Source organism: Paenibacillus sp. Soil750 (genome assembly GCF_001428045.1).
GTDB classification, from domain to species: Bacteria; Bacillota; Bacilli; order Paenibacillales; family NBRC-103111; genus Paenibacillus_E; species Paenibacillus_E allorhizoplanae.
On the sequence record NZ_LMSD01000042.1, the window covers coordinates 61,801 to 75,560 of the forward strand.

The following is a 13,760-nucleotide window of genomic DNA, read 5'->3' on the forward strand; positions in this document are numbered from 1 at the left end:
GCCCTCCTACGTAACTTCTAGATCGACAATGGGATCGATTCCCTAGCCAATCTATGTGTTATATCACTGACGATATGAGCAGCTGCTTGACTTCGTTGCATGTCTGACATACGTTTTCTTACATCTTCATATAGGCTTGGACGTCGAAATAAATAATCCATATTCGAGACTAATTCCTCTAGGCTATTCGAAATCGAGGCCATTCCCCGACTCGAGAGGTATAAAGCATTCTCTTTTTCCTGTCCTGCATGGGGCTTATAAATGAAAAGTGGCAACCGAAGGACAATAGCCTCGGTGATTGTCAATCCTCCCGCTTTCGTAATGATACAGGCAGCTTGTGACATCCATTCGTGAACATTGTCCACGTATCCTAATATGCGAATACTAGGGTTCGTTGCAAATATTTCAAGTAATCTCTGACGTAACTTCTCATTGTGACCACAAATGACAACCAAACGAAATTGAGCAAACATGGCTAAGGCGCTAATCATGTCCTCCATATAGCCATTTACGCTGTTATCCGTTGCCATGATGAGAATGAGATTTCCTTTGCGACCTCGAGCTTTAGAACTTTCCATAGCAAATTCTTGACGGATCGGAATGCCACTTACCCCTACGCGTTCCCTATTAACGCCATGAAAAACAATTTGCTGCTTTAATTCCTCTGTAGCCACATAATATTTATCGACATTCGGATGCAGCCAACTCGCATGCAACGCGTAATCTGTAAGTACGGTGAAGTTTGGAATCCCCATCGAGCTGCATACTTCTGGGGCTGCCCCAAAGGGAAATGTATTAACGACAACATCAGGTTGCTCTTGCTGAATAAGCTCTTTTAATTTCTTTTGACCTAAATAGGTCATCGATTTCTGAAAGAGCGCGGTCTGCTTCGTTTCACGGGTTAAGTAATAACACCAGCCATAGTAATCAAGACCAAACCGTGAACTTCTAACACTGGTGTTAATCAGTGTAGTCGTAATTAAATTGATGAACGGATGCCCCTCTTTCATGAGGTTAACAATCTTCACATGCTCTATTCCTTGCTCTATGAATTGCTGATACAAGGCCTTGGAAGCCTGTAGATGACCATTCCCGTAGCTCGCCGTAAGAATTAGTACACGAGGATTAGCGTTCATGCAAATGGAGACCACCTTTCATCATCAACATCTCAGGAGAGCACTCCTTATTTCGTCGAAGTTTCGCGTATGTGTATATCTTTGCGACTCCACACTTTAGATTCTATCGCTTCATATAAGTGCATAATTGCTTCCAAACCCTTCTTTGCCCCTGTTGAGCGCATAAAAAGCTGATGAACAGCAACCGCGGCAAGGATGCCAATTCCGGCACCAGCTAGTACATCTAATGGATAATGAACACCTGTCCATACGCGTGAGAACGCGATACAGGCAGCTAAAAGCAGCCACACGGTTCCTTCTTTTCGACGAAATAACCAAATCGACATTGCAATCGTAAACGCCCCAATGGCATGATCACTTGGAAATGAGGCATTCGCTGGGTGTTCAATCAATTGCAACACGGTATGTGTCACGAAAGGACGATCGCGGTAGAAATAATGCCCGATCAAACCACTGCAGCTCAATGCAATTGAAGCAGATAATAGTGATTCTGCAACCATCTGCCGTTGGATCACATGCCTCGTAAACCAATACACAATAACGCCTACATAAAAAACATATTCGGCATAAGAGGCAAAAATACGCATAATGGGATTAAGAGCGGACAAGGTATGCCCAAGCTCATTAATCTGTTGAAACCATTGATAATCCAAATCTGAGATACTCACAATCATCATCCTCTTTCGTTACTGAAGCTTCAAAGCCTCGTGTTGACTTTCAGTAACTTTACTTGATGAACATGAGAGGAAAATGAGAAACTAAGCATCCACGATTTGGTGGAGAGGGAAAGTCAGTTGTACACGAGTACCTTCACCTTCCACACTCGATATCGTCAGGCTTCCTTGGTAATTGAGAACAAGTTGCTTCGCTATCGCGAGACCAAGTCCCGTGCCTGCAATCTCCCGATTTCTCGCTTTATCGACCCTGTAGAAGCGATCAAATACGAAGGGTAAATCAGCTTCAGGAATCCCCATACCATGATCTTGTACAATAATTTGCACCTCATTTTTCAGGCGGATCCCTTCAATAACAATCTGCTTCTTCAAACTCGTGTATTTTACTGCGTTATCCAGAATGATCATGAGCATTTGCTCCACATGCAACGGATTCATCAGTATCATAACGTCTCTAATGGTTTCCGTGTTCGCAATAAATTCGAATTCAGTATGCATAACTTCAAAGCGTTTCAACGTCTCCTCAATGAGCGGCTCCAATTGGATTGGTATGATGCTATCGCTTATCAAGTTGGCTTCTACTTTCGTTAAAGTTAATAGCTCTTGTACCAACTTTTTCAAACGCCTAACTTCTTGAAGTGAAGCTTCCAAGGATTCATCAAGAACAGCAGGGTCTGATTTCCCCCAGCGATTTAATAATGATAAATGGCCTTCCACGATCGTAATCGGTGTCCTCAGCTCATGTGAAGCATCTTCTACAAATTGTTTTTGCTGAAGAAAAGAATATTCAAGTTGATTCATCAATTCATTAAATAGCTTGGCTAAGCTAGATAACTCGTCACCATTTTGAATATCGGTAACACGTTCGGAAAGCCCTTTCTCTTTTACGCTGCGAATCGTTGACGCCAGTGCTCGTATAGGACGCATAAACTGCCTAGAAATGGCCAAACCACTGATCGCGCTGATAAACACCGCTAAAATACCACCGATCAACATCACCCATAACAAGGTTTCACTGAAGTGATCGAAAGTTTCCAAGTTACTCGCCAGCTCTATTGTTCCAACGAAACTCCCAGCAACTAACGGACTGCGGTAAATGAGTATATGATCCTCTTTGTGCGTCGTCGTGTCGTAAAGCTCTGGAATAACCACTGACTTGGGTACAACCCAGTTCGTTACAAAATGGTTCGCAACGGCTACTAGCGGCTTCCCCTCCTTGTCGAGGATACGCACCAATTGGTTTTTTCCCGACATTTTCTCGATATAAAGCTGACTATCCACTATTGGAAAGTCGCTAGTTGCAGCTAATTTATCCTGGAAATAGTCTTGGAACTGTACCATATTGACTTGGATTTTATCTTCCTCTTGTTTCATCATCCACTGTTTCAGTACTAAATATTGCGCAAAATTATAAGAGGCAAATAGCATGAAGATCAGCAAAGCAGCTCCCAGCATGAGCTTCCATTTGATAGGAAGACTTTGAATTGACCTACTTAAACGTCCTCTCATCTCATCACGTATCCTATTCCCCGAACAGTTTGAATACAGCTATTTTCGCCATCTAGATCTAATTTGTTGCGTAAGTATCTCACATACACATCAACCACATTCGTTTCTACCAGGGAATCAAATCCCCATACTTGGTCCAGCAGCATATCTCGTGTAAGAACTAGATGATGATTTTTCATAAACATGACTAATAAATCGAACTCCCGCTTCGTCAGTTCAACAAGCTGCTTATCTTTATAAACCAACCTCGCATCCAAATCCACCGTTATATGTTGAAAAGTAAGCTGTGCATGCTGCACATTTCCCTCAAGCTCTATGCGGCGAAAGATAGCCCTGATACGTGCTAACAACTCTTCAATGGCAAAAGGCTTCGGAATATAATCATCCGCACCGCTGTCTAAACCAGAAACACGATCCTCTAGACTATCCCTTGCTGTCAGCATCAGGATTGGCGTTTTTTTCGCAGCACGGATTCGTCGACAGACCTCAATTCCGTTTATTTCAGGTAGCATGATGTCCAAGAGAATGAGATCCCAATCTTCTTGAAGAGCTAGTTCTAAGCCCGTTTTCCCATCGTAAGCAGCTTTCACAATGAAAGCTTCGTGTTCGAGTTCCAATTGGATGAATCGGACAAGATTTTTTTCATCTTCTATTAATAAAATGCGCTTCATAAGCGGCATCTCCCTCTACGTGCTATTCTTCTTACTATAGGCGATTTATATGAGATCTTTTTTTCCTTTCCGTTCTACTGCCCTTACTATAAGGATAAATCATGAGAATCTTATGAGAAAAAGAAAACGAACCTACCACCTTCACGAAGCATAACATGCATGGTCTATGCGTTTATAGCGATATGTAGAAAAGAGTGGTATCCCATGACATTAAAGAAAGCATTGCACGACGATTGGAGTCTTATTCTTCTTGATATTAGGTTACCTGGCATGAACGGTTTCCTTATCTAACAATATCCACTTCATTTTCATGTTATCCTCCTAATAGTTAGTATGAAGCGTTGCTAACGATTCAAAGAAATGCATGAATCAAAAATAAAATAGCAAAGATAAGTCCAAACCGCATATGCCATTTCCGATCAAGTCCTCGGTAACGAAACACCCCCGCGATAGGTACAGGCAGTAAAACAACTCCAGCTGCAAGACCGCTAATATGGGCAAAGTCTAACTTGAACTCATACAGAAAAGCTCCAATTATATGCAGTACGATAAGTCCGATTGCAAGAATAGCGAGCGGCGAATGCCATTTTCTCGTGATTCCAGTAAGGAAAATCGCACCTTTTTTTAAGAGTGAGCCATGCTTCATCCATCGTTTTTGGAGCAATGTCTTCAAAATGTAATAAGCCAATACAGCGAACAAAAGGATTCTTGCTTGCGATCCATAATTTTTTTATAGACCCTTGAATGCGCGATCGTGCCATTGTGAAGAAGTTAAATGATACATATTCCATGCGCCATAAATAACGAAGACAAGCGTAATTGCGCAACTTAACAAAACCCACTTTTTATCTTTTGTCCATAGTGTCCTCAATTTCTGTTCCGCTCCCTCTTTCATACATTTCAGTGCCCATAAGAACAACGGCATCATTAGTATCAACATTACGTGATGAAGATGAGAAAAAAATGAGAATCATGTGTGAACCCCACAATAGAATTATTTCAAAAATTTAATTTTGCTACTAGACGCCACTCCAAGTCACTCCACCTTATTTGAATATGATAATGGGTATGATCCAAGCCAATTCCCAGGTAAAGGTGCTGTGTTGACAATGAGTCGTGCTAGAACAGTAGGCAGTAAATGGGTAAAAACGAAAGTTCTTTTACGCAATAAAGAACTTCGCAAATTTGTTCCGGAAACAAGGATCTACAGTCGGAATAACCTACTCCAGATGTTAATCAAATATAAGATGGTTTATGTGAAGCCCGACCATGGTACTGCCGGGAATGGCATTATCCGAGTGGTGAAAAGTGATAAATACCACTTTCAAGCCGGTAAAGTTGCTAAGACATTTGGAACGTTTCAAAACTTATTCGCTGCTCTGAACAAAGCCAAGTTAAAACGATTTTATCTAGTTCAGCAAGGCATTCATCTTCTAACCCATCAAAAACGAATATTCGATATACGTATTATGGTGCAAAAAAACCAGATAAAAACTTGGGAGACTACTGGTTATATCGGTCGTGTCGCGCATCCCAAAAAAATAGTGACGAACTTTCATAATAGCGGGAAGCCGTTACCCTTAGAATTGCTGCTTAGTTCCTATGTAAATGGACAGAAGAAAAAAGATTATATCCATAGCCTGCGAAAATTAGGGTATCGAATTGCTAAGCATTATCAGACGAGTTATCCGGGATTCAAAGAGATTGGTATCGACATTGGCATCGATAAAAAATTGAAACCATGGGTACTAGAAGTTAATACATCACCGGATCCCTTTATTTTCAACCAATTACATGATAAAAAGATGTTCTTCAAAGCTCTGCATTACGCGCGAGCAAACGGACGGTTCTTACGTCTGCGACGTAAGTAAAGTAAAACACTCCAATCCATGTAAACATGGAATTAGAGTGTTTTACTATTGCTATTAAATTAAGACAAATCTAAGAATTTGGCGAATGAATAGAAATCTAAAAACGATAAAACCTCTCGCGTTCATGAATTTAATTCTTATTCTAGTTAACCCTCTTGCCACAACTCGTGCATTAAAAACGGTTGTTGTTCCATTAGCATTTCTATAAACTATGCCATAAAACTGGTTGACTAAAAGCATCATATATCAACTCCTTTCAAATGAGTTAATATATGATATTCACATGATTCATAGATGCGAGGGCTAGTTTCATAGATTAAACTTTATTAAAGTCACGATTGTCAATTCCATAGAATAAGGTACGCTTACTTTGAGATAGAAAAGAAACGAAAGGCAATTGGCCCTTCGCTTCTTTTCTGTCTTCATTTAAAATTTAAATTAAGACCATGTTTGTCAAAAATCCTCTTCATGACCTCAATGGCTTCCTTTTCATCAGGTCCATGAATATCAAGCTTGTACGCTTGATTGTTGAATAGCGTAACGCTCAAACCCAGAATGCTTTTCACATCAATAAACCTCGTGCCCACCTGAATGACAATACTGGATTGAAACTGATTCGCCGCTTGATTGATTTCTACAATGGCTTTTGTTTCCAAACCACCCATACGAATCCCTCCACTTTAGTTCCATCGTTGGCATCCGTTTCGGTAGGACTATTCCGCCTGTCGAAACTCACGCGGTATCCGTCGCGCTGTCCCTGTTTGAATAGCCGCACGGATGACGGCTTCACGAATCCGTCTAACTACTTCTTGATTAAATACACTTGGAATGATATATAACTTGTTCAATTCCTGCTGTGTGACAACCGACGCAATCGCGGCGGAAGCGGCTAGCTTCATTTCTTCGTTGATCGTAGAGGCTTGGCAGTCCAAGGCCGCACGGAATATACCTGGAAAGCAAAGCACATTGTTAATCTGATTCGGGAAATCCGAACGCCCCGTAGCAACGACACCCACGATATCTTCGATTTCATCGGGATGAATTTCAGGCGTTGGGTTCGCCATCACGAACACCACAGGTTTAGCCGCCATCCGCTCAACATCAGCCCGCTTCAACAAGCCTCCTGCGGAGAGTCCGATGAACACATCTGCTCCTTCGATGACGTCATGAAGATTACCTGAGCGCAGGTTAGGGTTCGTCCGCTCCGCGTATTCCGTCCAATGCGGGTTTGCGTACTCTTTCGTACGTACCAACGCACCTTCTCGGTCAACCCCGATCAGTTCCTTCACGCCTGCAGCAAGCAAAATGTTGGAGCAAGCCATCCCCGCTGCACCAATACCGCAGACGACAACTTTAGCTTCACTAATCTGCTTGCCGACTACTTTCAATGCATTAATGAGCCCTGCATACAATACAACAGCCGTACCATGCTGATCATCGTGAAACACAGGGATGTCCAGTTCCTCACGCAGCCTCGCCTCAATCTCAAAGCATCGTGGAGAAGAGATGTCCTCCAGATTAATACCGCCGAAGCCTGGTGCCAAATTTTTGATAGTCGCGATGATTTCTTCAGTACTTTGCGTGCTTAAGCAAATTGGAAAGGCATCGACATCAGCAAACTGCTTGAACAACATCGCCTTGCCTTCCATGACAGGCATCGCCGCATAGGGTCCGATGTTTCCAAGTCCGAGCACGGCACTGCCGTCGGAAACAACAGCGACCGTATTTCGCTTGATTGTCAGCTTATAGGCGTTAGTCTCATCTTCATGAATAGCCATACAGACCCTGGCTACATCCGGCGTGTACACGCGGGAAAGATCATCCCTGTTCTGAATTGGTGATTTGGGCTTCATTTCAATTTTGCCACCGAGATGAAGCAGGAATGTCCGATCCGACACGTGAACCAGTCGTACACCAGCGAGATCCTTCATCCTAGCGACAATACTGTCCAGCTGGGACTGTTCGGAAGCCGATACGGTAATGTCTCGAACCGTCCAATTCGCACCGGTTTGAATAACGTCAATCGCGATAACATCCCCGCCATTTTCGGTAATTACCGTAATTAATTGACCGAAATGGATTTGCTCTGTTAACAATTCCAGACGCAAAATAATACTTTTGCCAGCCATCGTATTTTTCATATTGGTTACCCTTCCTCATTCACAAGTACATTTTTACCTCTAAGTTTCATTATCAGCGGAATGGTAATCCAGATCAGACCGATGATGAGAAATACAAGCGAAACCGGTTTTTGCAGGAAGATCATGAAATCACCATTTGAAATGGTAAGTGCTCTGCGCATGTTGTTTTCCATCATTGGACCCAAAATAAGACCAAGAACGAGTGGTGCTAGTGGATAATCATTTTTAGATAAGAAGTATCCCACAAGACCACAGCCCATAATGAGCATTAAATCAAACGTCGAATACTGTACGGCATAAACCCCGAATACGGAAAAGACGATGATTAGCGGAATTAAATACTTAGCAGGTGTTTCAATGACTTTGGCAAACACTTTGACCAGCGGCATATTAAGAATCAGCAGCATGAGATTGCCGACGAACATACTTGCAATAACACCCCATGCTAACTGTGGGTGATCTTGGAATAGCAATGGACCTGGCTGGACGTTGTACATAATGAAAGCACCCATCAGAATAGCCGTCGTTCCTGAGGATGGGATCCCCAATGTCAAAAGCGGAATCATCGCGCCACCCGATGCAGCGTTATTCGCAGCCTCTGGTGAAGCCACCCCTTCAATGGCACCCTTACCGAATTTCTCTGGATTTTTGCTAATCTTCTTCTCCACGATATAAGCGAAGAAAGAAGCAAGAATAGCACCAGCGCCAGGAAGTAAGCCGATGAAAAAGCCAAGCACAGAACCGCGCGCAATCGGTGCCGCGCTGTCTTTCATATCTTGTTTTGTCGGCAGAATGCGATTGATTTTGGCAATCTCACCATCGTTGCCTTCGCGTTGAAGGATCGTTTTGAATACTTCACCAACAGCAAATGTACCCACGGCCACAGTCAGGAACTCCAAGCCTTGATATAGCTCAGGAATGCCGAATGTGAATCGCTCCACGCCCGACACGTTATCGATACCGATCGTCGCTAACAACAGACCAAATGCCGTCATCATAAGCGCCTTCACCATTGACTTCCCAGCCAGTCCGCTGATCGCGAGCAAGCCGAGCACCATCAAGGAGAAATATTCAGCAGGTCCGAACTTGATTGCGACTGCCGACAAAGGACGAGCCAAGAAGATAAGACCGATCAGTGAAATAATGCCCGCAGCGAAGGAACCGATTGCTGAAATCGCGAGCGCTGCTCCTGCTCTACCCTGTTTGGCCATTTGATAACCGTCAAGTGTTGTGACGACAGAAGACGATTCTCCAGGTGTGTTTAATAGAATCGACGTCGTCGAACCTCCGTACATCGCCCCATAATACACGCCGGCCAGCAAAATGATGGAGCTCGTGGCTGCTTCTTCAGGGCCTAAGCCAGCTGTCATTGTTGCCGTGATCGGAATTAAGAGAGCTACACCGCTCATCGGGCCAATTCCAGGTAGAACGCCAACCACCGTACCAATCAATACGCCTAAAAATACAAAAATAACATTATGCCACTGCATCGCTGTGCCCAAACCGTGCAACACATAATCCAAAGTGCTCATCTTATGCCCCCCCTAACCATGTTGGAAATCCGGGAAGCGAACCATCCAGCAGATTCACATATAAGTAATACACACCATAAGAAAAGCAAGCTGCAATTAGCAAGGAAACCCATACTCTCCCCTTTTGCATCGTTTGAAAACCAATCATAAGGAACAGGAACGTGGAGATCACGAACCCGATATCTTCAAGGAAATAGGCATATAAGACAGCCGAGATGAAAATAATGAGAAATCGTTTGTAATCCAAATTTTCTTTGCCCTTCTCAGCACGCTGCTTACGGAACGTCTCATAAATAAGACGCAAACTCATCAAAGACAAGAACGATCCCAAAATCATCGGAAAGATATTAGCACCTACATTACTACCATAAGCACTAGTTGAAATACCTAAGGAACCAATCACAAAGGCAAGACCAATTGCGAAAAAGGCGATGCCTGCATAACGATCAAACGTTGTATTCATTTCTTTGCCTCCTACCCTATTAAGGGCAAGGGAGAAGAGGTCGTCTTCTCCCTTGTCTCGTTAGGTTTTATTTCTGCATACCAAGCGCTGTCAGCATATCTTTCAATTGTGTTTCTTGCTGGCCCAAGAAAGCTTTGAAATCATCTGCTTTCTTATAATCCGACTCCCAGCTGTTCGCTTGCATTTCTTTTTTCCAAGCATCGGAATCTACCATTTTCTTAATCGTATCTTCCCAGTATTTTTTTGCATCTGATGACATGTCCTTCGGTCCGAAGAAACCGCGCCAAATCAAGAATTCGGCATCAACGCCTTGTTCCTTCATAGTCGGAACATCTTTCAGGCTGCCACCAAGACGGGCAGGCGCTGCAACAGCAAGTATGCGGATTTTTCCAGCTTTCACGTACTGATCTAAGGAAGAAGCATCTGTACCTAAGACATCGGCATTACCGCCAAGCAAGGCAGTTACGGCCTCACCGCCACCGTCATAGGACACGTATTTCACTTTTTTCGGGTCAATCCCATATTTGAAGGCTGGTAGAATCGATACCAAGTGATCCATGGAACCAGGTGCCGAACCGCCCGCAACCGTTAGCTTCGTAGGATCTGCTTTCATATCAGCTAACAAGGACTTCAGATCTTTGTATTTCGAATTGGCTGCTACCGCGACAGCGCCGTAATCTTTGGTCAGTTGTGCTAACGGCGTCGTATCATTGTAGCCGTAAGGTGTGTTTCCTTCTTTTTTCAAATGATTAATGAGGATTGGAGGCGAACTCACGAACAGCTTGTAGTTATCTTTGATATCTTTAGTCGCGTATTCCGCCATGAAAACAGTACCGCCGCCGCCTGGTTTATTTTCAACTGAAACGGGCTTATCGACTGCTTTTGTTTCCGTTAATACTTTAGCGATGGTACGTGCAGTCATATCCCAGCCGCCGCCAGCACCAGATGGAGCGATAATGCTAAGTGCTTTTTCTGGATAATTGGATTTCGCAGCTGCTGGAGCTGATGACGTTGATGAAGATGCTGGTTTCGCTGAATTGCTCCCGCAAGCGGCCAAACTAACTGCAAGCAAGCTAATAGCTGTTACTTTCCAAGATGCTGAAAAAAGTTGTTTTATCAAATGAAACCCCTCCATATTTGGTTTTAATTTATCAATGTATCCGCTTTCTTTGAAGCGCTTTCAGAATAACACCCCCTGTGCCTATTGGGAAGTTTATGGCGATTAGTTGTAATAACGGCGTTTTGACCATTTTGTTCATATTGTTCACGGATCTGGAGACCCTATAATCATCAAAATGAGAACGCTTTATGTTACAATACCAAACACATACATTCTTCTAAATTAACCATAAATGGGAGGCTGCGTGGAAAATGAGGCTTCATACCAAGCTTATCCTCATTATTTGTTCGTTTCTTTCCATCGTCATCATCAGTTTGGGCAGTATATTTTATTACATGATGACCACAGCACTAGAGGATCAAATCGGGACTCGTGCCTTAAAGGTGGCTGAAACCGTTGCTAATATGTCTGATATTCGTATGGCTTTTCAAACTTCGGATCCGTCCAAGATCATCCAGCCTCTCGTCGAAAAGGTAAGAGATCAAATCGATGCCGAGTATATCGTTGTCGGGAACCGCGAAGGCATTCGCTACTCACACCCGCTCCCTGAACGAATTGGGCAAGAAATGGTCGGCGGGGACAATGGTCCTGTTCTTGCAGGACAATCGATCATCTCCAAGGCCATCGGCTCACTTGGCCCTTCACTTCGCGGTAAAGCGCCCCTGTTTGATGATCATGGCAATGTCATCGGCATTGTATCCGTTGGATTTCTTACGAAAGATATCAATTCGATTACCTACACGTATCAGTCGCGAATCGAGCTCATTTCTCTCATCGTCCTAGTCGTCGGCCTGATCGGCTCCGTCCTTATCGCACGTAATGTTCGAAGCTCCATACATGGACTTGAGCCTAAGGAAATCGGTGAGCTGTATACCGAGAAACAGGCCATTCTGCAAACGATCCGTGAGGGAATTATAGCGGTAAACCGAGATGGCATCATCACAATGGCAAACCGTTATGCTTTGCAGCTTATGCAGCTGCCCCTCAGTGCGAAAATCACAGGCAGACACATTGAAGATGTGATCCCGAACACGCGATTGCATGAAGTGGTACGTACGGGCGAAGCCGAATTCGACCATGAAATGCTGATCGGCGATCATGATGTCATCGTCAATCGTGTGCCGATTGTGAGCCGAAAACACGGTGTTACTGGTGCCGTTTCAAGCTTTCGAAGTAAATCCGAGCTCTACCGGTTGGCCGAGGAGCTGTCTCAGGTGAAACGCTTCGCTGAAGCACTGCGCGCTCAGACGCATGAATTCTCCAATAAGCTGTATGTCATCTCTGGACTCATCCAATTGGAATCGTATCAAGAAGCTGTCGATCTCATCTCCAAGGAATCGGACGTGCACCAGAACTGGGTGCAGTTCATCATGACCGAAATTCCAGATCCCATGATCGGGGGGCTGTTGATTGGCAAATTCAATCATGCACAGGAGTTGAAGCTAACTTTTGAAATTGACCGCGAAAGCTCATTTCGAGATATTCCTGCGGAAATCGACCGAAATTTACTCGTCACCATCATCGGCAACTTGATTGACAATGCCATGGAAGCAGTTCTGGCCGTTGAGGTACAACAAACGCCGTATGTAAAATTATTTTTAACCGATCTGGGCGAGGATTTGATTATCGAATGCGAGGACTGCGGCGTCGGCATTCCCGATGAGTTAGGCAATGCCGTATTTGAGAAAGGATTCTCAACCAAAGCAGGTGAACATCGCGGTATCGGTTTAGCCTTAGTCCAGCACGCTGTCCATAAGCTTAACGGGTATATCACTTTCCATAAAAACCCGGAATGCGGCACACTCTTCACCGTCGCTATACCGAAACATCCGATGTCCACAGAAAGGAGTTCAACCTCTGATGATGCAACACCAACAACCGAACATTGAAGTTTTGATCATCGAAGATGATGTGAAGATCGCCGAAATTAACCGAAGGTTTATTGAAAAAGTAGACGGCTTTCACGTTGTCGGTATCGCGACAGACGATGTTCAAGCCAAGGAACAGCTAGACATTTTACGGCCAAATTTAGTTCTGCTGGATATTTATATTCCTGGCTCCAATGGCTTGGAGTTGCTCTCCTATATTCGTCAACATTTCCGAGATACCGACGTCATTATGATCACGGCTGCCAAAGAAGTCGAGGCTATACGGGAAGCTGTTCGCAGCGGAGCTTTCGATTATATTATGAAACCGCTTGTTTTCAACCGACTGCAGGAAACGCTCCTGCGATATCTAGACTTTCACAGCGAGTTGAATCGGCTTCATCATACTGGCTCAATTAATCAAAGCGATGTCGATCGCCTCATTTTGGGAACGAGTAAAAAGGATTCCCGCACTGAGATTGCGTATCTCCCTAAAGGCATCGATAAATTAACGCTAGTCAAAATCGTTCAGGCAATTTCTACCGCGGCAGACGGGATGACTGCGGATCAAATCGCCAAAGAAATAGGCGTCAGTCGTTCGACTGGACGCCGGTATTTGGAGCATCTAGTCTCCTCGGGCGAAGTTTTCGCCGATCTGACTTATGGCGTCGTGGGTCGCCCTGAGAGAGTGTATCGCAAACGGGAGTCGTGATGTGACCTCCTGAATCCAAAAAAACCTGCACGAGATGTGCAGGTTAAATCGTATAAAGCAGATTCA

13 protein-coding genes are annotated in these 13,760 nt (G+C 44.0%); 3 read left to right on the forward strand and 10 right to left on the reverse strand.

Annotated features, from left to right (window positions below; all coding sequences use genetic code 11):
- Positions 1-17: 17 nt before the first annotated feature.
- The 5 genes from ASL11_RS31200 to ASL11_RS31220 form a co-directional block, all read right to left on the reverse strand.
- Positions 18-1,136, reverse strand: a complete 1,119-nt coding sequence (locus ASL11_RS31200; RefSeq protein WP_056623759.1) for an MGDG synthase family glycosyltransferase — start codon at positions 1,134-1,136, stop codon at positions 18-20.
- 47 nt (positions 1,137-1,183) lie between these two features.
- Entirely contained in the window at positions 1,184-1,804 is a 621-nt protein-coding gene (locus tag ASL11_RS31205; protein WP_235550634.1) for an undecaprenyl-diphosphatase, read from the reverse strand.
- 90 nt (positions 1,805-1,894) lie between these two features.
- A complete protein-coding gene (locus ASL11_RS31210; protein WP_056623765.1) occupies positions 1,895-3,319 on the reverse strand; it encodes a HAMP domain-containing sensor histidine kinase in 1,425 nt (474 codons plus the stop codon).
- Positions 3,316-3,990 (reverse strand): response regulator transcription factor, encoded by a 675-nt coding sequence (locus tag ASL11_RS31215; protein WP_056623768.1) that lies wholly within the window; start codon positions 3,988-3,990, stop codon positions 3,316-3,318. Before ASL11_RS31215 ends, ASL11_RS31210 begins: the two co-directional genes overlap by 4 nt.
- A gap of 352 nt (positions 3,991-4,342) precedes the next feature.
- Positions 4,343-4,690, reverse strand: coding sequence for a hypothetical protein (locus ASL11_RS31220; RefSeq protein ID WP_056623771.1), 348 nt, complete (start codon positions 4,688-4,690; stop codon positions 4,343-4,345).
- Between the two features lie 409 nt (positions 4,691-5,099).
- Here ASL11_RS31220 and ASL11_RS31225 point away from each other — a divergent pair, with 409 nt between their 5' ends.
- Positions 5,100-5,861, forward strand: coding sequence for a YheC/YheD family protein (locus ASL11_RS31225; RefSeq protein WP_056623774.1), 762 nt, complete (start codon positions 5,100-5,102; stop codon positions 5,859-5,861).
- Positions 5,862-6,283: 422 nt separating this feature from the next.
- Here the strand turns inward: ASL11_RS31225 and ASL11_RS31235 are convergent, their stop codons facing one another.
- The 5 genes from ASL11_RS31235 to ASL11_RS31255 form a co-directional block, all read right to left on the reverse strand.
- Positions 6,284-6,526, reverse strand: coding sequence for an HPr family phosphocarrier protein (locus tag ASL11_RS31235; protein ID WP_056623780.1), 243 nt, complete (start codon positions 6,524-6,526; stop codon positions 6,284-6,286).
- A gap of 48 nt (positions 6,527-6,574) precedes the next feature.
- Complete coding sequence (locus ASL11_RS31240) at positions 6,575-8,002, reverse strand: NAD-dependent malic enzyme (protein WP_056623783.1); 1,428 nt, start codon at positions 8,000-8,002, stop codon at positions 6,575-6,577.
- Between the two features lie 5 nt (positions 8,003-8,007).
- Positions 8,008-9,534: a tripartite tricarboxylate transporter permease gene (locus ASL11_RS31245; RefSeq protein WP_056623786.1), complete on the reverse strand. Its 1,527-nt coding sequence runs from the start codon at positions 9,532-9,534 to the stop codon at positions 8,008-8,010.
- A gap of 1 nt (position 9,535) precedes the next feature.
- Positions 9,536-9,997, reverse strand: coding sequence for a tripartite tricarboxylate transporter TctB family protein (locus tag ASL11_RS31250; RefSeq protein WP_056623789.1), 462 nt, complete (start codon positions 9,995-9,997; stop codon positions 9,536-9,538).
- Positions 9,998-10,064: 67 nt separating this feature from the next.
- On the reverse strand, positions 10,065-11,132 hold the full coding sequence (locus ASL11_RS31255) for a tripartite tricarboxylate transporter substrate binding protein (protein ID WP_200962493.1): 1,068 nt from the start codon (positions 11,130-11,132) through the stop codon (positions 10,065-10,067).
- A gap of 236 nt (positions 11,133-11,368) precedes the next feature.
- On the opposite strand from ASL11_RS31255, the gene ASL11_RS31260 reads away from it, so the two are divergent.
- A complete protein-coding gene (locus ASL11_RS31260; protein ID WP_056623795.1) occupies positions 11,369-13,006 on the forward strand; it encodes an ATP-binding protein in 1,638 nt (545 codons plus the stop codon).
- Entirely contained in the window at positions 12,978-13,694 is a 717-nt protein-coding gene (locus ASL11_RS31265; protein WP_235550635.1) for a response regulator, read from the forward strand. Before ASL11_RS31260 ends, ASL11_RS31265 begins: the two co-directional genes overlap by 29 nt.
- Positions 13,695-13,760: the final 66 nt, after the last annotated feature.

Excerpts from the sequence above, each read along its gene's own strand:
- ASL11_RS31210 (WP_056623765.1), bottom strand. The coding sequence starts at position 3,319 with ATGAGAGGACGTTTAAGTAGGTCAATTCAAAGTCTTCCTATCAAATGG.
- ASL11_RS31200 (WP_056623759.1), bottom strand. The coding sequence starts at position 1,136 with ATGAACGCTAATCCTCGTGTACTAATTCTTACGGCGAGCTACGGGAAT.
- ASL11_RS31260 (WP_056623795.1), top strand. The coding sequence starts at position 11,369 with ATGAGGCTTCATACCAAGCTTATCCTCATTATTTGTTCGTTTCTTTCC.
- ASL11_RS31250 (WP_056623789.1), bottom strand. The coding sequence starts at position 9,997 with ATGAATACAACGTTTGATCGTTATGCAGGCATCGCCTTTTTCGCAATT.
- ASL11_RS31245 (WP_056623786.1), bottom strand. The coding sequence starts at position 9,534 with ATGAGCACTTTGGATTATGTGTTGCACGGTTTGGGCACAGCGATGCAG.
- ASL11_RS31225 (WP_056623774.1), top strand. The coding sequence starts at position 5,100 with ATGAGTCGTGCTAGAACAGTAGGCAGTAAATGGGTAAAAACGAAAGTT.
- ASL11_RS31255 (WP_200962493.1), bottom strand. The coding sequence starts at position 11,132 with ATGGAGGGGTTTCATTTGATAAAACAACTTTTTTCAGCATCTTGGAAA.
- ASL11_RS31215 (WP_056623768.1), bottom strand. The coding sequence starts at position 3,990 with ATGAAGCGCATTTTATTAATAGAAGATGAAAAAAATCTTGTCCGATTC.
- ASL11_RS31240 (WP_056623783.1), bottom strand. The coding sequence starts at position 8,002 with ATGAAAAATACGATGGCTGGCAAAAGTATTATTTTGCGTCTGGAATTG.
- ASL11_RS31235 (WP_056623780.1), bottom strand. The coding sequence starts at position 6,526 with ATGGGTGGTTTGGAAACAAAAGCCATTGTAGAAATCAATCAAGCGGCG.
- ASL11_RS31265 (WP_235550635.1), top strand. The coding sequence starts at position 12,978 with ATGATGCAACACCAACAACCGAACATTGAAGTTTTGATCATCGAAGAT.